We start from the raw sequence: 22198 nt of genomic DNA, 5'->3' as shown, positions 1-22198 counted from the left end.
GGCGCCGGGTCCGCGCCCCGAGGCGGACGCGCGCCCCGAGCCGGACCCGCGCCGCGTGCTCGCGCCGCCCGGCGCGCCCCGCTCCACGACGACCGCCGGCGTACGTTCCCGCAGCTCGCCCCCGCTCAAGGACCGGACGGGCGATTCGCTGCCACGTGGTGGGGCAACGCCTGGGTGGAGGCCCTGGAGGACAGCGCCCTGGACGCGGCCCGCCTGGCGCGCGGTCGCGCCTACGCGGCCACCGGGCATGTCGACGCGATCACCGTGACGCCGGGCAGGATCATGGCGTACGTCCACGGCACCCGCCCCCGCCCGTACCGCACCGAGATCCGGCTGCGGGTGCTCCACGACGAGGACTGGGAGCGGTTCCTGGACACCGCCGCGGCCCGCCCCGACCACATCGCCGCCCTGCTCGACAAGGACGTCCCGCACGCCCTGGCCGCCGCCGTCGACCTGCTGCCCGCCCCCGACGACCTGATCCCGGACTGCTCCTGCCCCGACCACGGCTACCCCTGCAAGCACGCGGCCGCCCTCTGCTACCAGGCGGCGCGGCTCCTCGACGAGGACCCGTTCGTCCTGTTCCTCATGCGCGGCCGCGGTGAACAGGAGATCCTCGCGGCGCTCAGCCACCGCAACGCCGCCCACGAGGCAGCCGAAACGACCGCCGCGCCCCCGCCGATGGCCACCGTCCCCGCCCGCACGGCCATCGCCGCCCCGCCCGCCACGACGCTGCCGCCGCCCCTGACGGCCCCCGACCGGCCCGGCCGCCCACCCGTCTACCCGGAGGACCCCGACGCCCCCGACCCGCTGGCACTGGAACTCCTCGCCACCGAGGCGGCCGTCCGCGCCCACACCTTCCTGACCACCGGCCAGGACCCCGTCGCCGCCCTCACCCCCTGGCAGGACGCCGTCCGCCTCGCCGCCGCCCACCCCGGCTCCGGCCTGACCGCCTCCACCCGCGCGCTCTACCGCGACCTCGCAGCTGCCCTCGACCGCACCCCCGCCGACCTGGCCCGCGCGGTCGCCGCCTGGCGCCAGGGCGGCCCGGCAGGACTCGACGTCCTGGAAGAGCCCTGGGACCCGCCCGCCGGCCCCTTCGACCGGGCCCGCCCCGCCCTGATCGCCGCCGACCTCCCGCACTTCCGCCCCTGGCGCAACCGCCTCTCCAGCGGTTCCCTCCAGCTGCGCTACGGCCGCGACGGCCTCTGGTACGGCTACGAATCGGACCTCGGCCGCGAGGACTGGTGGCCGAGAGGCACCCCCGACACGGACCCGGTGGGCGCGCTCACCGACCTCCTGGAGAGCTGATGGGTAGGCTGCTGCCGTACCGCCAGAGACGACTGAGGGGGACTGGTGGAAGCCGAGTTGGTGGCACTGGCGACAGCGGGGGCGACCGCGCTCGTCCAGCAGTTGGTCGGCGAGACATGGGAGCAGGTGCGAGGCCGGGTCACCGCCTTCTTCGCCCGGCGAGCGGGCACCGACCCGGAGACGGTCGGCGCGGAGCTGGAGACGGTACGGGCCGAACTGCTCGCCGCCGAGGAGTCGGGCGACGAGCAGGCGACGGCCGACGCCCAGGCCGAGGCCCGCACCGAATGGCGGGCCCGGATGCGCCGCACCCTCCAGGCGGACCCGGCAGCGGCTGCCGAACTGCGCGCCCTTCTCGGTGACTTGATGCCCGCTCTCCCCGCGCCCGTCTCTTCCGGCGACGTCCACAACACCATCAGCGGGGGAGTGCAGCACGGCGCCGTGATCCAGGCTGGCTCCATCGGCAGGCTCGACCTGAACAGCCGGGGCCGCTGAGGCGACTGAGTGCCAGGACCGATTCCCCGCCGCCGAGGGCGACCGCTTCGGAGAGGAATTGCCCGCGCCGCGCAACACGTAAAAAGGGTGTGATGATTCGAATGAGTCACCACTCGATGGAGTGAATGGCGCATGCGTCATAACCCCGCTTAGGTGTAAGGCGTTAATTCCGGTGCGGGCGGGTGCCCGTGAAAGTCTCCGGAAGGCAGGAAGCCATGAGGCACACTCGCCGAAATGGTCTGGTCACACTGATGGCCACGGGTGGCGCGCTCGCTCTGGCGGCGGGTTATGCGCACGCCGACTCCGACGCGGTCGGCGCTGCGGCCGATTCGCCGGGGGTGATCTCCGGCAACACCATGCAGCTGCCGGTGGACGTACCGGTCAACGCCTGCGGGAACACCGTCAATGTGGTCGGGCTGCTCAACCCCGCGTACGGCAACAAGTGCGCGAACAGGGGTGAGAACAAGGGCGGTCATGGCCACGGTGGCGGTCACCACAAGGACCGGCCGGGCACGTCGCACGGTGGGCACGGGAGCAAGAACGGCAGCGGCGGCGGAGGCGGGGCATCCGCCGGAGGTGTCGCGAAGGGCTCGCCGGGTGTGATCTCCGGCAACGGCATCCAGCTGCCGTTCGACCTGCCGGCCAACGTCAGTGGCAACTCCGTCAGCCTGGTCGGGCTCCTCAACCCCACCTTCGGCAACGCGTCCAGCAACGGCGGCAGCAAGCCGCCCGCCTCGCCGCAGAAGCCGCCGAAGGACCACGAGCCCGCCACTCCGCCCGAGCACGACGAGCCGGCCGCCCCCGCCGCGCCCGCCCCGGCGCCGGCCGCAGAGGCCCCCGCTCCGGTGACGCAGACGGGCCGGACGTCGTCTCTGGCGGAGACCGGTTCCGACGTCGGGCTGTTCGGCATGGGCGGCGCCGCCATGGGCCTCATGCTCGGCGGCGCACTGCTGTACCGCCGCTTCCGCCCCACGCCGGACGGCGCCTGACCCCTCTGGCTCCTCATCGCCGCCAGGCCTCCAGCACCGCCTCGATGGCCGGTGCCACGCGGGTACGCGCCTGGCGGCGGGGGACGCCCCGCATCAAGAGCGCGTCGTACTCCGTGTCGACGTGCCGCACCGATGCCCGTACCGCCGCGGTCACCGCGCCCTGGTCCAGCGCACGTCCCGCTGCCGTACGGCCCACGCGGCCGCTGCCGCGCTCCGCGGCGTGCGCCGCTATCCCGGACGCCCGCTCCGGCGGGCAGCCGGGAAACAGCCGCAGGATCTCGTCGGCCAGCGCGGCCCTGAACCGTACGTCCTCGGCCGCGCGCCGCGCCGCGTCCCTGGCCCGGCGGCGGGCCCGAGCCTCGGCGTCGGCCAGGCACGCCGCCTCCGCCCGCGCGAGGGCCGCCTCCTCCACGAGGATGCCCTGGCGCTCGTACCGCGTACGGCGCCGGTTGTGGCGTACGACCACCGCCCAGAGCCCACTGGCCTCGCGGGCCCGGCGGGTGAGGGCCGCGTCGCCGCGTGCCAGGTAGACCAGATGGCCCAGGTCGGCGCAGTCCAGGCAGAGCGGCGCGTGGAACTCCAGCACCAGCCTGGCCAGGGGCCCGCCGCGGCACTCGGCGCAGTGGCGGCGCTTGAGCGGCTCGATCACCACGAGCGGGCAGGACGACAATCCGCGCTCCCGCGAACTCGGCGAAATATGCGTGTCCTTGAGTTTTCCCGCGCGGTGACGTCACCGAACCCGCACCCCTGCCGCCCATGGCAACGTCGAACAACGTGGAACCGGCAGGCGACTCGGGCAGCCGACTCAGGCAGCATGAGAGCGTGAGACTCGAACCGATCACCTGGGAACGGCTGGCCGACGCCCTCGCCGTGCATGTGGACGGGTTGAGCCCGGGCGACGGGGGACCGTGGCTGAAGGTCGGCGTCGACGGGCCGCCCGCCGCCAGGCCCGGTGAGCCCGCCGGAATGCTGGCGGAGGCGCTGCGGTTGCGCGGGCGGGCGGTGATGACCGTGGGAACGGAGGGGTTCCTGCGGCCGGCGTCGCTGCGGTACGAGTACGGCAAGGAGGACCCCGACACGTACTACAGCGGCTGGTTCGACACCGCCGCCCTGTGGCGGGAGGTCTTCGGGCCGCTGGAGCCGGGTGGCAGCGGGCGGGTGCTGCCCGACCTGTGGGACCCGGTCACGGACCGCGCCACGCGCAGCCCGTACCGCGCGCTGGTGCCGGGCGGGGTACTGGTACTGCACGGGCCGTTGCTGTTGGGGCACTGGTTCCCGTTCGACCTGACGGTGCACCTGCGGCTGTCGCGGGGCGCGCTGGCACGGCGGACCGAGGAGGCATGGACGCTGCCGGCCTTCGAGCGGTACGAGGATGAGGTCGCCCCCGCGGACGCCGCCGACGTCGTCGTCCGCGCCGACGATCCCCGCCACCCGGCGTGGAGTGGCCTGCGGTAGGGGCCCGGCCAGGCGCCGTCCGCACCCCGTCCGGGACCGCACTCCGTCCGGCACCGCTCCCGCCCCATCACCCCCGCACCCCGTCCGGCACCGTTCACCGTCCGGGACCGCACCCCGTCCGGCACCGGCTCCCCGCCCCCATCCCCCGCACCCTCCCCGCTACCGTCGCCCCCGCACCCTTCCCGTCGCCGCCTCACCCTTCCTGGGGGCGTCCGCCCAGGGCGGTGACCGCTTGCGCGCCTGCCCGGCAGCCCGCTGCCGCCGCCGACGCGGCATCCGCGCCGGACAGGAGGGCTGCCAGGAATCCGCCCGTGAACGCGTCGCCCGCGCCGGTGGTGTCCACCGCCCGTACCTCCGGCGCCGGCACCCGTGCGATGATCCCGCCCGACGCCGCCACCAGCGCGCCCGCGGCCCCCAGCGTCACCGCGACCAGCGGGAAGTGGCGGCTCAGCTTGGCGGCCGCGTCCGCCGCGTCCGCCAGGCCCGTCAGCAGCGTGGCCTCGTCGGCGTTCGGGAGCAGCACGTCCGCCCCCTCGACCACCGCCAGGAAGCGGCCCACCCCCAGCTCGGTGACGAACCCCGCCGATGCCGGGTCCACGCTCACCGGCACGCCCCGCTCCCGCGCTGTCACCAGGGCCAGCCGCGCCGTCTCGCGGCTGGTCCCGGCGAAGAAGAGATACCCGGACAGGTGCAGGTGGTACACCCCGTCCAGCAGGCTTGGCGACCAGTCGCCAACCCCCAGCCGGAGCGCCGCGCCACTGTCCGTGAGGAACGTCCGCTCGGCGGCCGCGTCGACCAGCGCGACCACCGTCGCGGTCGGCGCGTTCGCGTCCGGCACCAGCAGCGGCCGCACCCCCGCACGCCGGAGCCGCTCCTCGTGCCAGGCCGCCCGGTCGGTGCCCACCCGGGCGAGAATCCGCACGTCCGGGCAGCCCGAACGCGCCGCCCAGCACGCCACGTTCGCTCCCGCCCCACCCGGCAGCGTCCGGATCTCCGCCGCCGTGTCGGTCGCCGGGGCGAGCGGCGTACGGTGCCGGGCCACCACGTCGGTGACCACGTCCCCGACGACCAGAAGCCCGCTCACAGCACGGCCGCGATGCGCGCCGCCAGCCGCACATTGCCGCGCACCGCCGTCAGGTTGGCGTCCAGGGACGCCCCGCCGGTGTGCCGCATCAGGTACTCCAGCAGGAACGGTGTCACCGCCTGCCCGGTGATTCCCCGCTCCCGGCACTCGTCCAGCCCGCGCGCCAGTACCCGGTCGTGCAGCTGGGGGTCCAACTGCGCGTCCTCCGGCACCGGGTTGGCGACGATCAGCGCCGCCTCCGGCCCGCCGAGAGCGTCCTGCGCCCGTATCACCGCCGCCACCTCCTCCGGCGCCCGCACCGTCCAGTCGACCGGCTCGCCGGAGGACGCCAGATAGAAGCCGGGGAAGTGCTCCGTCCCGTACCCCAGGATGCCGACTCCCAGCGTCTCCAGCCGCTGGAGCGTGGCCGGCACGTCCAGGATGGACTTGACCCCGGCGCACACCACGGTGATCCGGGTCCGTGCCAGCAGCCGCAGGTCCGCCGACTCGTCCTGCGTGTGGGCCCATTCACGGTGTACGCCGCCGAGCCCGCCGGTCGCGAAGACGCGGATCCCCGCCCGCGCGGCCAGGAACGCCGTCGCGGACACCGTCGTCGCACCGCTCGCGCCCATCGCCAGGGCGGGCGCCAGGTCGCGGTGGCCCAGTTTGCGTACGCCAGGGTCGGTCGCGACCCGCTCCAACTGCCGCTTGTCCAGCCCCACGTGCGCCACGCCGTCCAGGACGGCGATCGTGGCCGGAACGGCCCCGCCGGACCGAACCAGCGCCTCCAGCTCCTCCGCCACCGCCAGATTGCGCGGGCGGGGCAGGCCGTGCGCGATGATCGTCGACTCCAGGGCGACAACGGCATGGCCGGCGGCCATCGCCTCCCGTACCTCTTCCGACAACACCACCGTGGTCTCAGGCATGTCCCCATCCCTGGCGCGGCAGCGGCCCGCGCAAACCTCACGGCCTCGCCGGCAAGCGGTGCCGGGCAGCCGGGAGATTATGCCCGCGTGGTGACCGGCGACGTCACGCGCTCGGTGTCAACGGCTTCGCGCGACGCCGCAGGGCCATGGTGGCCAGCGGGAGCAGCAGGAGCGCCCCCACGGCGTTCAGCCAGCCGTAGCCCGCCTGGGCGACGATCAGGCCGGCCGCAGCACCGCCGATGCCCGCCGCCGTGTTCATCGTCAGGTCCGACAGGCCCTGCACGGCGGCCCGGGCTGCCTGTGGAACGGAGTCCGTCAGCAGGGCCGACCCGGAGACGAGGCCCGCCGACCAGCCGAGGCCCAGCAGGAACAACCCCGCCGCCGTACGCCCGTGCCCGGCGCCCGCCGTGCCGGCCAGGAACGCGGCGCAGGCCAGCAGCGCGACGGCCAGACCGATCACGGGCAGCCGGCCGAACCGGTCCGACAGCCACCCCATCACGGGCGAGAACGCGTACATGCCCGCGATGTGACCGCTGATGACGAGCCCGATCAGCTGGATGCCCGCCCCGTGGTGACTGAGCGCCACGGGCGTCATCGACATGATCGAGACCATCGCGGTGTGCGAGACCGCCACGGTCACGAGCGCCAGCCGCGCGCGGGGCGAGTCCCGCACCGCCCGCACACCCGCCCGCAAGGAGCGGCCCTCCTTCCCCGCCTCTTCCTCGGGCCCTGCCGCCAGCGCCCGTGCGGTCAGCAACGGGTCCGGCCGCAGCAGGACCGCGACCAGCACCGCGGCGGCCACGAACACCCCGGCCGCCCAGAGGAACGGTCCCGCCGCCATGGGTATCCCGAGCCCCGCCACGCTTCGCCCCGCGGGCGCGGCGATGTTCGGCCCCAGCACGGCGCCGATCGTCGTCGCCCACACCACCGTGGAGATGGCACGCCCGCGCCGCTCCGGCTCCGCCAGATCCGCCGCCGCGAACCGGGCCTGGAGATTGGCGGACGATCCGGCACCGAAACCCGCCATGCCGGCCAGCAGCAGCGGAAAGCTCCCGATGACGGCCGCGAGCACGACCACACCCGCGCCCACCGCCCCGACCCCGTATCCCAGGACCAGGCCGGGCCGCCGCCCGCGTGCGGTCATCAGCGCGGCCAGCGGCATGGACAGCAGCGCCGTCCCGGCGACCATGGCGGTCGGGGCCAGCCCGGACAGCGCCTCCGTCCCGCTCACCTCCTGCGCCAGTACGGAGGCGAGCGCGATCGCGGTCGCCACCCCCAGCCCTCCCAGGATCTGGCTGGCGATGAGCACGGCCGATACGCGCCGCCGCAGAGCGGGCAGCCGGGCCGCCGTCACCGCACCGGGTGAGGGGACGGCGGACGGCGTGACCGGAGGCGGCGTGGCGGACGACGACGCGGGCGCCGAGTCGGATGCGTTCGCCGGCCCGGACGCGTCGGGTATGTCGGGGTGCGTAGTCACCGCGGCAGTGTGCCACCCATGTGCCACCCCTTACAGATTCAGAACAGTGGCGGTGGCAACACCCCCTCCAGTTCCAGCAGTCGGCGCTTGGTCTCCAGACCTCCGCCGAACCCGCCCAGCCGCCCGTCGCTCTCCACCACCCGATGGCACGGCACCACCACGGGCAGCGGATTGGAGGCCATCGCCGCGCCGACCGCCTGCGCCGCGCCCGCCTGCCCCACTCGCCCGGCCAGTTCCCCGTACCCGACGACCGACCCGTACGGCACGCCCGACGCCAGTTCCCGCAGCACCTGGCGGTTGAACCCGGTCGTCAGCGACCAGTCCAGCCGAAGCCCGAACTCCCGCAGCCCGCCCGCGAAATACGCCTCCAGCCTGCGTATCGGCTCGGCCAGCCGCCCGGACGCATCCTCGACGAGCTCCGCGCCCAACTGCCCCGCCAGCCGTCCGAGCGCCCGGCCGCGCACCGCGTCGTCGGCGTGGAACACCACGCTGACCAGCCCCTCGCCCGTCGCGGCGAGCAGCAGCGGGCCGATGTCACTGCCGACGACGGCCCACTCCACGAACCGCCCCTTGCTGCCCATGCCGACCACCGTACGGCCGGCCACTGACAACGCGGCCGGAACGGGCATCGGCGCCCCAGCCGCTACATACCGCCGCCACATCTTTGTTCGGTGCCTCGGGCGCCATAGCGTCGCCCCGTACCAGCCGGTACACATGGCAGCACCGGCGCGACGGCAGCACCGGCACGACGGCAAATGGCGTGAAGGCTTCTCGACGGCGGGCACAAGGAGCGAAGGGCATACGGGCATGCAGGGCACAGTCGACGGTTTCAGTTACGGCCTTGCCACACCGGTGGCCGCCTTCCTCATGGCGTGCCTGGGCGGCGCCCTGGGACTGCGCTGCACCACCAGATCACTGCGTGACCACGGAACCCACCGCACCTTCAGGCCCGGCTGGCTCGCGCTCGGCGCCACCTCGATCGGCTCGGGCATATGGACCATGCACTTCATCGCGATGATGGGCTTCAGCGTCGAGGAGGCCCCGGTCGGCTACGACCGGCCCATCACGTTCACCAGCCTGGCCGTCGCCATCGTGATGGTCGGCATCGGGATCTTCATCGTCGGATACCGGGGCGCCACCGCGATGGCGCTCGTCACCGGTGGCACCATCACCGGCCTCGGCATCGCCACCATGCACTACCTGGGCATGGCCGGAATGCGCCTCCAGGGGCGGCTCCAGTACGACACCGTCACCGTCGCCCTCTCCGCCCTCATCGCCGTGGTGGCGGCGACCGCGGCGCTCTGGGCGGCCGTCTCCATCCAGGGATTCCTGCCCAGCCTCGGTGCCAGCCTGGTCATGGGGATCGCGGTCACCGGCATGCACTACACAGGTATGGCCGCCGTCAGCGTCCACCTGCACGGCGACGGTCTCCCGGCGGGCGGCGGTGACACCGCGACCTCACTCCTCGCCCCCATGCTGATCGGCCCGGCGGTGTTCCTGCTGCTCGCCGGAGTCGTGGTGATGCTGGACCCGCTGCTGGTGATGGGCGGCTCCGGCCGGCAGCAGCCCGCGTACCGGGTGCCGCGCCGCCCCGGCGGGCCGGCGCGGCGCCAGGGCTACGCCCACGGCGAACCCGCCGGCCGGACGGAGACCCGCCGCCGGCGCACCGGGAGCCGCTGACCCGCGCCGTCCGCCTGCCTCCCACAGGCCCGAGGCGAGGCCCGCGTCCCTCGATCGACGCCCGACTGTCAGTGGTGGGTCGTACGGTGGATTCATGCGGCCCGTTTCCAAGATCGAACGCTCGGTGGCGCCTTTCGAGGTCGTCAGCCCCTACCAGCCCAGCGGCGACCAGCCGTCGGCCATCGCCGACCTGGAGCGGCGCGTCCGCGCGGGTGAGAAGGACGTCGTCCTGCTCGGCGCGACCGGCACCGGCAAGTCGGCGACCACCGCCTGGATGATCGAGAGGCTTCAGCGCCCCACCCTCGTCATGGCGCCGAACAAGACGCTGGCCGCCCAGCTGGCCAACGAGTTCCGCGAGCTCCTGCCGAACAACGCCGTCGAGTACTTCGTCTCGTACTACGACTACTACCAGCCCGAGGCGTACGTCCCCCAGTCGGACACCTACATCGAGAAGGACTCCTCGATCAACGAGGAGGTCGAGCGGCTGCGCCACTCCGCCACGAATTCGCTCCTGACCCGCCGCGACGTCGTCGTGGTCGCCTCCGTCTCCTGCATCTACGGCCTGGGCACGCCACAGGAGTACGTGGACCGGATGGTGCCCCTGAAGGTCGGCGAGGAGATCGACCGCGATCAGCTGCTGCGCCGCTTCGTCGACATCCAGTACACGCGCAACGACCTCGCCTTCGCCCGCGGCACCTTCCGCGTCCGCGGTGACACCATCGAGATCTTCCCGGTCTACGAGGAGCTGGCCGTCCGGATCGAGATGTTCGGCGACGAGATCGAGGCGCTGTCCACGCTCCACCCGCTCACCGGCGAGGTGATCAGCGACGATCATGAGCTCTATGTCTTCCCGGCCAGCCACTATGTGGCGGGACCGGAGCGCATGGAGAAGGCGATCAACGGCATCGAGCGGGAGCTGGAGGTGCGTCTCGCGGAGCTGGAGAAGCAGGGCAAGCTGCTGGAGGCCCAGCGGCTGCGGATGCGCACCACGTACGACATCGAGATGATGCGCCAGATCGGGTCCTGCTCCGGCATCGAGAACTACTCGATGCACTTCGACGACCGCGAGCCGGGATCCCCGCCCAACACCCTCCTCGACTACTTCCCCGAGGACTTCCTGCTCGTCATCGACGAGTCCCATGTCACGGTGCCGCAGATCGGAGCGATGTACGAGGGCGACGCGTCTCGCAAGCGCACTCTGGTCGACCACGGCTTCCGGCTGCCGTCCGCACTGGACAACCGGCCGCTGAAGTGGGAGGAGTTCCAGGAGCGGATCGGCCAGACCGTCTACCTGTCGGCGACGCCCGGGCAGTACGAACTCTCCCGCTCCGACGGCTTCGTCGAGCAGATCATCCGCCCCACGGGCCTGGTCGACCCGGAGGTCGTCGTCAAGCCCACCGAGGGACAGATCGATGACCTGGTCCACGAGATCCGGCTGCGCACCGAGCGGGACGAACGCGTACTGGTCACCACCCTCACCAAGAAGATGGCCGAGGACCTCACCGACTACTTCCTCGAACTGGGCATCCAGGTGCGCTATCTGCACAGCGACGTCGACACCCTGCGCCGGGTGGAGCTGCTGCGAGAACTGAGGGCCGGCGACTACGACGTACTGGTCGGCATCAACCTGCTCCGCGAGGGCCTCGACCTGCCCGAGGTCTCCCTGGTCGCCATCCTCGACGCCGACAAGCAGGGGTTCCTGCGCTCCGGCACGTCTCTGATCCAGACCATCGGCCGCGCGGCGCGCAATGTGTCCGGCCAGGTCCACATGTACGCGGACACCATCACACCCGCCATGGCGCAGGCCATCGACGAGACCAACCGCCGCCGCGCCAAGCAGGTCGCGTACAACAAGGCCCGCGGCATCGACCCGCAGCCGCTCCGGAAGAAGATCAACGACATCGTCGCGACCATCGCGCGCGAGGAGGTCGACACCGAGCAACTGCTCGGTACCGGCTATCGCCAGTCGAAGGACGGCAAGGGCGCGAAGACTCCGGTGCCCTCCCTCGGCGCCAAGGCGGCGCAGGGCGGCAAGGCCGGCGGGAAGGGTGCCAAGGCGGGCACCAAGGGCGCGCTCGTCAGCGACCGTCCCGCGGCTGAACTGGCCGGGATCATCGAGGAGATGACCGACCGCATGCGAGCGGCGGCCGCCGAGCTGCAGTTCGAGGTGGCGGCCAGGCTCCGCGACGAGGTGAGCGAGCTGAAGAAGGAACTGCGGCAGATGAAGGAAGCCGGTATCGCCTGACCCCGCCGTGCTCGACGCGCCAAGTACCCGGCCGTGCTGGGCGCGCCGTGACCGGGTCCGCACTGGCCGCGCTGGACGCGCGCGCCGCACCGGCGCGGCACGGGCCGGGTCCAGCGCGGCACCTGGTGTGTTGCAACACCGATACAAAAGCGGGACCGGCCTGCTGCCGTCCCGGCCCCGCTGCGTAGGGTGCTGAGCAACCGCACTCGGACACGGTCGCGGGGGTACGCAACGAGAGGGGACAGCGCGTGACGGTCAATATGACCAAGGGACAGGCCATCAGCCTGCAGAAGAGCGACGGGGGCACCCTGACCGCGGTGCGGATGGGGCTCGGCTGGCAGGCGGCACCGCGCCGCGGTCTGTTCGGCTCGCGCACCCGGGAGGTGGACCTGGATGCCTCGGCGGTGCTCTTCGCCGAGAAGCAGCCGGTGGACGTGGTCTTCTTCCGCCACCTGGTCAGCGACGACGGCTCCGTGCGCCACACCGGTGACAACCTGGTGGGTGGCGCGGGCCAGGGCGGCGACGACGAGGCCATCCTTGTCGACCTGCAGCGGGTTCCGGTCCACATCGACCAGATCGTCTTCACGGTGAACTCCTTCACCGGCCAGACGTTCCAGGAGGTGCAGAACGCTTTCTGCCGCATCGTCGACGAGACGAACGGACAGGAGCTCGCGCGCTACACCCTGGACGGCGGCGGCCAGTACACCGCGCAGATCATGGCCAAGGTGCACCGGGCGGGTTCCGGCTGGCAGATGACGGCCCTGGGCAACCCGGCCAATGGCCGTACGTTCCAGGACCTGATGCCGTCGATCCTGCCGTACCTGTAGGCACGGCGGTACGCGACTCGGCGGTACGTACGCAGCGGTGCGTACGTAGCAGTACGTTCGCAGCGGTACGTCCGCGACCGAAGCTCCGCAGCTCCCGGAGGCCCCAGCCGCCCCCGGGAGCTGCCGCACACCAAGGCACCGTGCCCGCAGGGGCGTTCGGGTGCCGAGACACCGCACCACCAGATACCGAGAGCCCGAGGGGACACAGGCATGACGGCCGAGCTGGTCCGGGGGCAGAACCACCCCCTGCCCCACACCCGACTGGAGATCCGGGTGTCGGCCGGGGAGCCCGTCGTGGCCGGCGCCACGCTCGGCGACGAGGGCGGCAGGGTGGCCGGCGTGGAATGGGTCGCCCACCCCGGCTCCCCGGCGCTGCCCGGTCTGGAGGTGTCCAAGCAGGCGGCGGCCGAGCACCGGCTCGCCGTCGACCTCGACGCCCTGCCGGGCCAGGTGCACCGGGTGACGGTGCTGCTCGCCCTGCCGGTCGGTGTCGGCGGCCCGGCCGGCTTCGGCGCCGTTGCCGCGCCCTTCGTGGCGGTGACCTCACTCGATGGCGCGGAGATCGCCGGCTACACCATCACCGGGCTGGACACCGAGTCCGCCGTCGTCGCCCTGGAGCTGTACCGGCGCCAGGGCGCCTGGAAGGTCCGCGCGGTCGGGCAGGGGTACGCGGGCGGGCTCGCCGCGATGCTCGCCGACCAGGGGCTCGATGGGGCCGCCGAACTCGCGGGCGCCATTCATGAGGCGGTGGCGAACGGGATGACGCGGTCGGTCGCCGTGCCGCCGCCACGTACCGCCGAGGGCAACCGGGCAAGGCGCGGAGCCTCGCTGACGACGTCCGGCACACCCGGCGCACCGGGCCACACCGGCACACCCGGCGCACCCGGCCACACCGGCACACCCGGCGCACCCGGCGCACCGGGCACACCCGGCCACACCGGCACACCCGGCGCACCGGGGGCGCCCGGCGAGGCCGCCGCGCACTCGACCGCCCCCGGCGCCTCAGGCGCCCCCGGCCCGTCCTCCTCCACCGCCCCGGCGGGCGCCCCCTCCGGCCCCATCAGCTACGCCCATCCCCGCCGCCAGGGCGCCGCCGCGTCGCCGCCGCCCCCATCGGCCGCCGCCCCGAACCAGCCCTCGGCGGCCCCCAACCAGCCGTCGCAGGCCGGGCAGCCCGCTCCGCCCGTCGCGGGGGATGCCACCGGCTGGACCATGGACGAGCGCCTGTACAACCAGGTCTGGGGCATGTTCGAGGACCTGGCGCGTGCGACCGCCGCGTACCGCACCGCCGTGGACTTCGCCGAGTCCCGTATGGACCAGGAGCTCGACCGCGTCCTGTCGGACCCGCGCAGCCGCATCGGCTCCGCCGGTGACGCCGCCCGCGCGGCCGCCCGTGCCAGGTGCGACGAGCTGACCGCCCGGGCGCGCGAGGCGCTCGACCGGGACCTCGCGCAGCTCACCGCCGAGTCCCAGGTCGTCGAACCCGCCCTTCCGGTCGCGTACGCGGGCTGGGACAGCCCGGTCTGGCAGGCGTACCGCGTTCCCGCTCAGGCCCCGATGGCCCTGCGCCTCGGAGACCTCCACCTGCCCGAGCGGCCCGAACTGCGCATCCCCATGCTGCTGCGGCTGCCGCTGGAGCGGGGCCTGTGGGTGGACAGTGGCCGTTCCGGTTCGGCGGCGGCCGTCCTGATGGACGACGCCGAGCTGCGGCGGCTGGCGTTGGACACGGCGGTCCTGCACGCGGCGCGGCTGCTCGCGGTCCACCCGGCGGGCGATTACGCGGTCCACGTCATCGACCCGGCGGGTGCGGCGGCCGCCGGGCTCGCCCCGCTCACCGAAGCCGGGGTGCTGGCCGCGCCCCCGGCGGCCGGGCCCGGGGGAGTGGCCGCCGTCCTCGACCGGCTGACCCAGCGGGTGGAGCTGGTGCACATGGCGGTCCGCGGCGGTGCGACCGACGCGCTCCCGCCCGACCTGGACACCGCCGATCAGTTGCTGATCGTCAACGACTTCCCGCACGGCTTCGACGACCGGGCGGTCACCCGGCTCCGCTACCTCGCGGAAGAGGGCCCGGCGGTCGGTGTGCACCTGCTGCTGGTCGCCGACCGCGAGGACGCCAGTGCGTACGGACCGGTGCTCGACCCTCTCTGGCGCTCGCTGCTGCGCCTGACGCCCGTCCCCGACGAGCACCTCGCCGACCCGTGGGTCGGCCATGCCTGGACGTACGAACCGCCAAGGCTGCCGCCGGGCAGTGGCATCCTGCGGCACGTGCTGTCGCACGTCGCCGCAGCCGATCCCAACAGGCGTCACTGACCTGCGCACTTGAGGGTTTCTTTACCTTTCTCTTTACCTTCCCTTGGTCTTTGGGGTAGTGTTCTTCGAGCGGAGGGGAGTACTCCCACCTGCGGCGTTCCCGTCAGTACGGACGGTCGGACAGAGACCGGTCCCGGGGCGCCGGCCCGTGGTGTGACCCGGCGGCAGATGCCGGGGCGGCCCGGGTGGAAGAGACCTCCGGCAGCGACGACGCTGTTTCAGTAGCCGTACGAAGCCGGAGGCACAGTGGACGTTTCGATGAGCCTGTGGGTGGCGACCGTTCTCGGTCTGTCCGCCCTGATCGCGGTCGACTTCTTCATCGGGCGCAAGCCCCATGACGTATCGATCAAGGAAGCCGGAACCTGGACGGTCGTCTGGATCGTCCTCGCCGCACTGTTCGGCCTGGGCCTGCTGTTCTTCGGCGAGAGCCAGGCGTCCGGCGAGTTCTTCGCCGGTTACATCACCGAGAAGTCGCTCAGCGTCGACAACCTGTTCGTCTTCGTCCTCATCATGGCGAAGTTCTCGGTGCCCACCCACCTCCAGCAGCGGGTGCTGCTCATCGGCGTCCTGGTGGCGCTCGTGCTGCGGGCGATATTCATCGCTGCCGGCGCGGCCATCATCGCCAGCTTCTCGTGGGTCTTCTACATCTTCGGCGCGTTCCTGATCTACACCGCCTGGAAGCTCGTCCAGGAGGCGCGCGCCGACGAGCCGGAAGAGGAGTACGAGGAGAACCGCCTCCTCAAGTCCATCGAGAACCGCTTCGGCGTCGCCGACAAGTACCACGGCACCAAGCTCTTCATCCGCAACAACGGCAAGCGTGTGATGACCCCGCTGATGGTGGTCATGCTCGCCATCGGCACCACGGACATCCTGTTCGCGCTGGACTCCATCCCGGCGATCTTCGGCCTGACCCAGGACCCGTACATCGTCTTCACCGCCAACGCCTTCGCCCTGATGGGTCTGCGGCAGCTGTACTTCCTCATCGGCGGCCTGCTGAAGAAGCTGGTCCACCTGAGCTACGGACTGTCGGTGATCCTGGGCTTCATCGGTGTGAAGCTGGTGCTGCACGCGCTGCACGAGTCCGGCGTGCACGTTCCGGAGATCTCCATCCCGTTCTCGCTCGCCGTCATCTGCGGCGTCCTGATCATCACCACGATCACCAGCCTCATCGCCTCCAAGAAGCAGGCGGAGCGCGAGGCGGCCGAGGCCGCGGGCGCCGGGGAAGCGGCCGGCGACGCCCCGAAGGACAGCGTCGAGGCCTGACCCCCTACGGCGTAGGACATTTCGCACCGGCCGGTGCGGGCCCGCACTTGTGGCCCGCACCGGCCGTTGCTCTGCAAGCTGTCGGGAAGCTCGCCGCCCTGTGCCCGCCCGACGGTTTCACCACCTGCGACGCCCCGCGCTCGGGAGAGCCTCCGCTAGCCCGCGGGCTCCCGCGCCCGCTCCTTCGCGCCCATGGCCGTCTCCACCGCCGGCCTCGGCAAGGTCTCCGGCAGCAGGGCGAAGCACCCGAGGCTGAGCAGGGCGATCGCCGTCAGATACGCCGCCACACCCCATGGCGGGCCCGAACCGCCCGCCGCGGCCGTCGCCACCAGCGGCGTCAGGGCCCCGCCCACCACCCCCGCCAGGTTGTAGCCGACGGCCGCGCCGGTGCACCGCACCCGGGGCTCGTACAGCTCCGGCAGATACGCGGCGACCACCGCGAACATCGTGATGAACGCCAGCAGCGCCCCGGTGAACCCCGCGAACATCAGCAGCGGCTCCGCCGTGTGCAGCAGGCCCACCATCGGGAACATCCACAACGCCGCCCCCGCGCACCCCGCCAGGCACATCGGCCGCCGCCCGAAGCGGTCCCCCAGCATGGCCACGAACGGCGTCACCGCTCCCTTGACGGCCACCGCGGCCATGATGCAGACCAGCATCACCGTACGGCTCACGCCGAGCCGCTCGGTGCCGTACGCCAGCGCCCACGTGGACACCGCGTAGAAGACCGCGTACCCGACCGCGAGCGCACCGGCCGTCAGCAGCACCAGCCGCCAGTGCCCCCGGGCCACCTCCACCAGAGGGGCGCTCGCCCGCGTCCCGCTCTCGGCCAGTTCCCGGAACTGCGGCGTCTCCGTCAGCGACCGGCGCAGCAGCAGCCCACCGGCCGCCAGCAGCCCTGCCGCCCAGAACGGCACCCGCCATCCCCACTCCCGGAACTGGGCGTCACTCAGCCCGGCCGAGAGCGCCAGCATCACCCCGTTGGCCAGCAGGAACCCGACCGAGGGGCCGATCTGCGGAAAGCTGGCCCACAGTGCCCGCCGCCGCTCCGGCGCGTGCTCGGCCGTGAGCAGGACCGCCCCGCCCCACTCGCCACCGAGCCCCAGCCCCTGCAGGAAGCGCAGCACCAGCAGGAGCACCGGAGCGGTCACGCCGAGCGTCGCGTACGACGGCACGCACCCGACCGCGACCGTCGTCGCACCGGTCAGCAGCAGCGAGGCGAACATCACCGGCCGCCGCCCGTACCGGTCACCGATGTGCCCGAAGAGCACAGAACCGAGCGGACGTGAAAGGAAACCGATCGCGAACGTACCGAACGCCGCCAGCGTCCCCGCGAGGGGCGAGAACGTCGGGAAGAACAAGGGCCCCAGGACCAGCGCGGCGGCGGTCCCGTAGACGAAGAAGTCGTAGAACTCGACGGCCGTCCCGGCGAGGGCGGCGACCGCGAGCCGCCTCATGGAAGGCGGCCGTGGATGATGACTCTGGCACATGTCGCGCCAACTACCCACGCCGCCCGGGGGTTACGGGGGCGCGCGGAAGCGTCTACCAGCCGCGCTCGCGCCACTCCGGGAGCTTCGGGCGCTCCTGGCCCAGCGTGGTGTCCTTGCCGTGGCCCGGGTAGACCCAGGTCTCGTCCGGCAGCGCGTCGAAGAGCTTCGTCTCGACGTCCAGGATCAGGCTCGCGAACGCGTCCGGGTCCCCCCACGTGTTGCCGACGCCGCCGGGGAACAGGCAGTCGCCGCTGAAGACATGCGGGTGGCCGTGCGGGTCGTCGTAGATGAGCACGATGGAGCCGGGGGTGTGTCCCACGATCCGGCGGGCGGTCAGCTCCACCCGGCCGACCCGGAGCGTGTCCCCGTCCTCGACCGGCACGTCCGTCGGTACGTCGATGCCCTCGGCGTCGTACCGCCCGGCGTACGTACGGGCGCCGGTCGCCGCCACGACGTCCGCCAGCGCGTCCCAGTGGTCGCGGTGGCGGTGGGTGGTGACGACGGACGCGATGCCGTCGTCACCGATCAGCCGGAGCAGCGTCCGCGGCTCGTTCGCCGCGTCGATCATCATTTGCTCGCCGGTGGCCCGGCAGCGCAGCAGATAGGAGTTGTTGTCCATCGGGCCGACCGCGACCTTGGAGATCATCAGGTCCGTCAATTCGTGTACATCGGCGGCCCCGCCGACCTTCACCGATCCGCTGTACGTCATGGGCCCAGCCTATAGCGGCGGCAGTACGGGAAGGGCGGCGCCGGACGTGTCCAGGGCGGCCCCGTCGCGGCGGCCGGCGAGCCAGCCGAGCAGGTCGGGCGCGGTTCCGGAGACGGTCACCCCGGCGCCCTCGCCGCCGCCCGTGCGCCACTCCCGGCCGGGTGCCACGAGGCGGGTCGCGGGCACCTGCGGGTTGCCGGAGAAGCGCTCGGCGAGGAAGGCGATCTCCCGCTCCACGAACTCCTGCGGCAGGTCCTCCAGCTCATAGCCGATGCCCAGGTCCACGTGGTGCAGCTCCACCTCGACGAGGCGGCGGAAGGGGAGCCGTACGGCCCGGTCGGTCACGCCGTTGCGCAACTCCACCCTGCGGTCCCAGTCGGCCGGGACCTCGGCCGCCGCCTGGAAGCGGGCGGCGCTCTCGCGTACGTCGTCGAGCTGGACGGCCAGGGGGCGCGGGGCGTCGCGCGCGATGTCCGCGTCGCGCGCCTCGGCGCTGGCGTACATGGGGCGGCCCTGGAGGACGTTCACCAGCGCGTCGGCGTTGCGGGCGAGGTGGGCCAGGACGTGGCCCCGCGTCCAGCCGGGCAGCCGTGACGGCTCGGCGACCGCGGCGTTGTCGAGTGTGGCGGTTGCGGTGAGCAGCCGGTCGGTCGCCTCACGTACGGAGGCCAGGTCATGAACATGGTCGATCATGCTGCTGACCCTAGCGCTGCCACACGATCGGGTGAAGGTGGCAGAGCGCGGCCGGAAATCGAATGCGCGTGCTATACGCTCGGTGGAGGCATCCTGGAAAGTCAGGCATCCATTTGGCGGCCCCCCGTAGGCTTGAAGAGTCTGGGACGGGGGCTGTGCCCCCGCTTCTCTCAAGAAAGGTGCGGACCGGCGTGGCCGACCGTCTCATCGTCCGTGGCGCGCGCGAGCACAATCTCAAGAACGTCTCGCTCGACCTCCCGCGCGACTCCCTCATCGTCTTCACCGGGCTCTCGGGGTCGGGCAAGTCATCCCTCGCGTTCGACACGATCTTCGCCGAAGGGCAGCGGCGGTACGTGGAGTCGCTCTCCTCGTACGCCCGGCAGTTCCTCGGCCAGATGGACAAACCGGACGTCGACTTCATCGAGGGCCTCTCCCCGGCCGTCTCGATCGACCAGAAGTCGACCTCGCGCAACCCGCGCTCCACGGTGGGCACCATCACCGAGGTCTACGACTACCTGCGCCTGCTGTTCGCGCGCATCGGCAAGCCCCACTGCCCCGAGTGCGGCCGGCCCATCTCGCGCCAGTCGCCGCAGGCCATCGTCGACAAGGTGCTGGAGCTGCCCGAGGGCAGCCGGTTCCAGGTGCTCTCGCCGCTGGTGCGCGAGCGCAAGGGCGAGTTCGTCGACCTCTTCGCCGACCTCCAGACCAAGGGCTACAGCCGCGCGCGGGTGGACGGGAAGACCATCCAGCTCGCCGAGCCGCCCACGCTGAAGAAGCAGGAGAAGCACACCATCGAGGTGGTCGTCGACCGCCTCACCGTCAAGGACAGCGCCAAGCGGCGGCTCACCGACTCGGTCGAGACCGCCCTGGGTCTGTCCGGCGGCATGGTCGTGCTCGACTTCGTCGACCTCCCCGAGGACGACCCCGAGCGCGAGCGGATGTACTCGGAGCACCTGTACTGCCCGTACGACGACCTGTCCTTCGAGGAGCTGGAGCCCCGCTCCTTCTCCTTCAACTCGCCCTTCGGCGCGTGCCCCGACTGCACCGGCATCGGTACGCGCATGGAGGTCGACCCGGAGCTGATCGTCCCCGACGAGGACCGCTCCCTGGACGAGGGCGCCATCCACCCCTGGTCGCACGGCCACACCAAGGAGTACTTCGGCCGCCTGATCGGCGGGCTCGCCGACGCGCTGGGCTTCCGTACCGACATCCCGTGGGCCGGGCTGCCGGCCCGCGCCAAGAAGGCCCTGCTGTACGGGCACAAGACCCAGGTCGAGGTCCGCTACCGCAACCGGTACGGCAGGGAGCGGGCGTACACCACCCCCTCCTTCGAAGGCGCCGTCTCCTTCGTCAAGCGGCGGCACAGCGAGGCCGAGAGCGACTCCAGCCGTGAGCGCTTCGAGGGGTACATGCGCGAGGTGCCGTGCCCCACCTGCGAGGGCACCCGCCTCAAGCCGATCGTCCTCGCGGTCACGGTCATGGGGAAGTCCATCGCCGAGGTCTCCTCGATGTCCATCAGCGACTGCGCCGACTTCCTGCGGCAGCTGACGCTCAACGACCGCGACAAGAAGATCGCCGAGCGGGTCCTCAAGGAGGTCAACGAGCGGCTGCGCTTCCTGGTCGACGTGGGCCTGGACTACCTCTCGCTGAACCGCGCGGCCGGCACCCTCTCCGGCGGCGAGGCACAGCGCATCCGGCTCGCCACCCAGATCGGCTCCGGACTGGTGGGTGTGCTGTACGTCCTGGACGAGCCGTCCATCGGCCTGCACCAGCGCGACAACCACCGGCTCATCGAGACGCTCGTCCGGCTCCGTGACATGGGCAACACGCTCATCGTCGTCGAGCACGACGAGGACACCATCAAGGTCGCCGACTGGGTCGTGGACATCGGCCCGGGCGCGGGTGAGCACGGCGGCAAGGTGGTCCACTCCGGTCCGCTGAAGCAGCTGCTGGCCAACAAGGAGTCCATGACCGGGCAGTATCTGTCCGGAAAGCGGTCCATCCCCACGCCGGACGTCCGCCGCCCGGTGGACCCGTCGCGGCAGCTGACCGTGCACGGCGCCCGGGAGAACAACCTGCGGGACATCGACGTGTCGTTCCCGCTCGGTGTGCTGACGGCCGTCACCGGCGTCTCCGGGTCCGGCAAGTCGACCCTGGTCAACGACATCCTCTATACGCACCTGGCGCGTGAGCTCAACGGGGCCAAGTCCGTGCCCGGGCGGCACACGCGCGTGGACGGCGACGACCTGGTCGACAAGGTCGTCCACGTCGACCAGTCGCCCATCGGCCGCACGCCGCGCTCCAACCCGGCGACGTACACCGGTGTCTTCGACCATGTGCGCAAGCTGTTCGCCGAGACGATGGAGGCGAAGGTCCGCGGGTACCTGCCCGGACGGTTCTCCTTCAACGTCAAGGGCGGCCGCTGCGAGAACTGCTCCGGCGACGGCACGATCAAGATCGAGATGAACTTCCTGCCGGACGTGTACGTCCCGTGCGAGGTCTGCCACGGGGCGCGCTACAACCGGGAGACCCTGGAGGTCCACTACAAGGGCAAGTCCATCGCCGAGGTGCTGGACATGCCGATCGAGGAGGCGCTCGACTTCTTCGAGGCCGTCCCGACGATCGCGCGCCACCTGCGCACCCTGACGGAGGTCGGACTGGGGTACGTCCGGCTCGGCCAGCCCGCGCCCACGCTCTCCGGCGGTGAGGCCCAGCGTGTGAAGCTCGCCTCCGAGCTGCAGAAGCGGTCCACGGGGCGGACGGTGTACGTGCTGGACGAGCCGACCACCGGTCTGCACTTCGAGGACATCTCCAAGCTGATCAGCGTGCTCTCCAACCTGGTCGACAAGGGCAACTCGGTGATCGTGATCGAGCACAACCTCGATGTCATCAAGACGGCCGACTGGGTCGTCGACATGGGCCCCGAGGGCGGCAGCGGCGGCGGACTGGTCGTCGCCGAGGGCACGCCCGAGCAGGTCGCGGCCGTCCCGGCCAGCCACACCGGCAAGTTCCTGCGGGACATCCTGGGCGCGGACCGCGTCAGCGACGCGGTGATCCCTGCGGCGCGGAAGCGGACGACGGCCAGGAAGACGGCGGCCAAGACCGTGGCGGCGGTGGACGGCGTGGCCCGCAAGTCGGCCACGGTCAAAACCACCAAGGTCGGCACGCCCCCGTCCCGCTCCCGCAAGTCCTGACGGCCGGCCCGGGGTGCCGGGGCGCCCGCGCCGGATCGCCGTATGCCCAGGCGGGCGGGCGTCACGGCCAGGCCGGG

The 22198-nt window shown here is 72.2% G+C and carries 18 protein-coding genes; 10 read left to right on the top strand and 8 right to left on the bottom strand.

The genetic code is table 11. From position 1 onward, the window contains the following. The 3 genes from QWM81_RS15080 to QWM81_RS15070 all read left to right on the top strand — a co-directional run. Nucleotides 1-1308: SWIM zinc finger family protein (locus QWM81_RS15080; RefSeq protein ID WP_290112458.1), on the top strand; the 1308-nt coding region annotated here is incomplete at its 5' end. Nucleotides 1309-1353: 45 nt separating this feature from the next. Beyond that, nucleotides 1354-1800 carry a hypothetical protein gene (locus tag QWM81_RS15075; RefSeq protein WP_290112457.1) on the top strand — a complete coding sequence of 149 codons (447 nt, stop codon included), beginning with the start codon at nucleotides 1354-1356 and terminating at the stop codon, nucleotides 1798-1800. Nucleotides 1801-2015: 215 nt separating this feature from the next. Then, nucleotides 2016-2789, top strand: coding sequence for a chaplin (locus QWM81_RS15070; RefSeq protein ID WP_290112454.1), 774 nt, complete (start codon nucleotides 2016-2018; stop codon nucleotides 2787-2789). Between the two features lie 13 nt (nucleotides 2790-2802). On the opposite strand, the gene QWM81_RS15065 is transcribed toward QWM81_RS15070, so the two are convergent. Beyond that, nucleotides 2803-3459 carry a DUF2293 domain-containing protein gene (locus QWM81_RS15065; protein WP_290112451.1) on the bottom strand — a complete coding sequence of 219 codons (657 nt, stop codon included), beginning with the start codon at nucleotides 3457-3459 and terminating at the stop codon, nucleotides 2803-2805. Between the two features lie 152 nt (nucleotides 3460-3611). Here QWM81_RS15065 and QWM81_RS15060 point away from each other — a divergent pair, with 152 nt between their 5' ends. After that, nucleotides 3612-4244, top strand: a complete 633-nt coding sequence (locus QWM81_RS15060; RefSeq protein ID WP_290112449.1) for a nucleoside/nucleotide kinase family protein — start codon at nucleotides 3612-3614, stop codon at nucleotides 4242-4244. A 193-nt stretch (nucleotides 4245-4437) separates the two neighbouring features. On the opposite strand, the gene QWM81_RS15055 is transcribed toward QWM81_RS15060, so the two are convergent. The 4 genes from QWM81_RS15055 to QWM81_RS15040 all read right to left on the bottom strand — a co-directional run bounded on the left by QWM81_RS15055 (nucleotide 4438) and on the right by QWM81_RS15040 (nucleotide 8291). Further along, nucleotides 4438-5328: a carbohydrate kinase family protein gene (locus QWM81_RS15055; RefSeq protein ID WP_290112448.1), complete on the bottom strand. Its 891-nt coding sequence runs from the start codon at nucleotides 5326-5328 to the stop codon at nucleotides 4438-4440. Further along, a complete protein-coding gene (locus tag QWM81_RS15050; RefSeq protein WP_290112447.1) occupies nucleotides 5325-6233 on the bottom strand; it encodes a pseudouridine-5'-phosphate glycosidase in 909 nt (302 codons plus the stop codon). The genes QWM81_RS15055 and QWM81_RS15050 overlap by 4 nt, the downstream gene beginning before the upstream one ends. Before the next feature lie 103 nt (nucleotides 6234-6336). Further along, entirely contained in the window at nucleotides 6337-7587 is a 1251-nt protein-coding gene (locus QWM81_RS15045; RefSeq protein WP_290112472.1) for an MFS transporter, read from the bottom strand. Between the two features lie 161 nt (nucleotides 7588-7748). Next, nucleotides 7749-8291 carry a methylated-DNA--[protein]-cysteine S-methyltransferase gene (locus tag QWM81_RS15040; RefSeq protein WP_290112446.1) on the bottom strand — a complete coding sequence of 181 codons (543 nt, stop codon included), beginning with the start codon at nucleotides 8289-8291 and terminating at the stop codon, nucleotides 7749-7751. A 226-nt stretch (nucleotides 8292-8517) separates the two neighbouring features. Between QWM81_RS15040 and QWM81_RS15035 the strand changes: the two genes are divergently transcribed. From QWM81_RS15035 to QWM81_RS15015, 5 genes are all read left to right on the top strand, one after another. Then, complete coding sequence (locus tag QWM81_RS15035; protein ID WP_290112445.1) at nucleotides 8518-9390, top strand: MHYT domain-containing protein; 873 nt, start codon at nucleotides 8518-8520, stop codon at nucleotides 9388-9390. 94 nt (nucleotides 9391-9484) lie between these two features. Continuing rightward, nucleotides 9485-11635, top strand: a complete 2151-nt coding sequence (uvrB, locus tag QWM81_RS15030; protein WP_290112444.1) for an excinuclease ABC subunit UvrB — start codon at nucleotides 9485-9487, stop codon at nucleotides 11633-11635. A 248-nt stretch (nucleotides 11636-11883) separates the two neighbouring features. After that, nucleotides 11884-12462 carry a TerD family protein gene (locus QWM81_RS15025; protein ID WP_290112443.1) on the top strand — a complete coding sequence of 193 codons (579 nt, stop codon included), beginning with the start codon at nucleotides 11884-11886 and terminating at the stop codon, nucleotides 12460-12462. Nucleotides 12463-12672: 210 nt separating this feature from the next. Further along, on the top strand, nucleotides 12673-14772 hold the full coding sequence (locus QWM81_RS15020; protein ID WP_290112442.1) for a TerD family protein: 2100 nt from the start codon (nucleotides 12673-12675) through the stop codon (nucleotides 14770-14772). A gap of 246 nt (nucleotides 14773-15018) precedes the next feature. After that, the gene (locus QWM81_RS15015; RefSeq protein ID WP_290112441.1) at nucleotides 15019-16035 is read left to right on the top strand and encodes a TerC/Alx family metal homeostasis membrane protein; all 1017 of its coding nucleotides are present in this window, start codon (nucleotides 15019-15021) and stop codon (nucleotides 16033-16035) included. Between the two features lie 155 nt (nucleotides 16036-16190). Here the strand turns inward: QWM81_RS15015 and QWM81_RS15010 are convergent, their stop codons facing one another. From QWM81_RS15010 to QWM81_RS15000, 3 genes are all read right to left on the bottom strand, one after another. Then, a complete protein-coding gene (locus QWM81_RS15010) occupies nucleotides 16191-17492 on the bottom strand; it encodes an MFS transporter (RefSeq protein ID WP_290112439.1) in 1302 nt (433 codons plus the stop codon). An 85-nt stretch (nucleotides 17493-17577) separates the two neighbouring features. Beyond that, nucleotides 17578-18234, bottom strand: a complete 657-nt coding sequence (locus tag QWM81_RS15005) for an MBL fold metallo-hydrolase (protein WP_290112438.1) — start codon at nucleotides 18232-18234, stop codon at nucleotides 17578-17580. Between the two features lie 9 nt (nucleotides 18235-18243). Continuing rightward, nucleotides 18244-18927 carry a maleylpyruvate isomerase family mycothiol-dependent enzyme gene (locus tag QWM81_RS15000; RefSeq protein WP_290112436.1) on the bottom strand — a complete coding sequence of 228 codons (684 nt, stop codon included), beginning with the start codon at nucleotides 18925-18927 and terminating at the stop codon, nucleotides 18244-18246. A gap of 191 nt (nucleotides 18928-19118) precedes the next feature. On the opposite strand from QWM81_RS15000, the gene uvrA reads away from it, so the two are divergent. Further along, nucleotides 19119-22121, top strand: coding sequence for an excinuclease ABC subunit UvrA (uvrA, locus tag QWM81_RS14995; protein ID WP_290112434.1), 3003 nt, complete (start codon nucleotides 19119-19121; stop codon nucleotides 22119-22121). The last annotated feature ends 77 nt before the right edge of the window (nucleotides 22122-22198 follow it).

Source organism: Streptomyces ficellus (assembly GCF_030406405.1).
Classification (GTDB): Bacteria; Actinomycetota; Actinomycetes; order Streptomycetales; family Streptomycetaceae; genus Streptomyces; species Streptomyces ficellus_B.
This window is presented reverse-complemented; position numbering and strand designations above follow the sequence as displayed.

What these genes read in the sequence shown, in the direction of transcription:
- QWM81_RS15020 (WP_290112442.1), top strand. Translation starts at nt 12,673, where the DNA reads ATGACGGCCGAGCTGGTCCGGGGGCAGAACCACCCCCTGCCCCACACC.
- QWM81_RS15050 (WP_290112447.1), bottom strand. Translation starts at nt 6,233, where the DNA reads ATGCCTGAGACCACGGTGGTGTTGTCGGAAGAGGTACGGGAGGCGATG.
- QWM81_RS15000 (WP_290112436.1), bottom strand. Translation starts at nt 18,927, where the DNA reads ATGATCGACCATGTTCATGACCTGGCCTCCGTACGTGAGGCGACCGAC.
- uvrB (WP_290112444.1), top strand. Translation starts at nt 9,485, where the DNA reads ATGCGGCCCGTTTCCAAGATCGAACGCTCGGTGGCGCCTTTCGAGGTC.
- QWM81_RS15010 (WP_290112439.1), bottom strand. Translation starts at nt 17,492, where the DNA reads ATGAGGCGGCTCGCGGTCGCCGCCCTCGCCGGGACGGCCGTCGAGTTC.
- QWM81_RS15070 (WP_290112454.1), top strand. Translation starts at nt 2,016, where the DNA reads ATGAGGCACACTCGCCGAAATGGTCTGGTCACACTGATGGCCACGGGT.
- QWM81_RS15035 (WP_290112445.1), top strand. Translation starts at nt 8,518, where the DNA reads ATGCAGGGCACAGTCGACGGTTTCAGTTACGGCCTTGCCACACCGGTG.
- QWM81_RS15040 (WP_290112446.1), bottom strand. Translation starts at nt 8,291, where the DNA reads ATGGGCAGCAAGGGGCGGTTCGTGGAGTGGGCCGTCGTCGGCAGTGAC.
- QWM81_RS15005 (WP_290112438.1), bottom strand. Translation starts at nt 18,234, where the DNA reads ATGACGTACAGCGGATCGGTGAAGGTCGGCGGGGCCGCCGATGTACAC.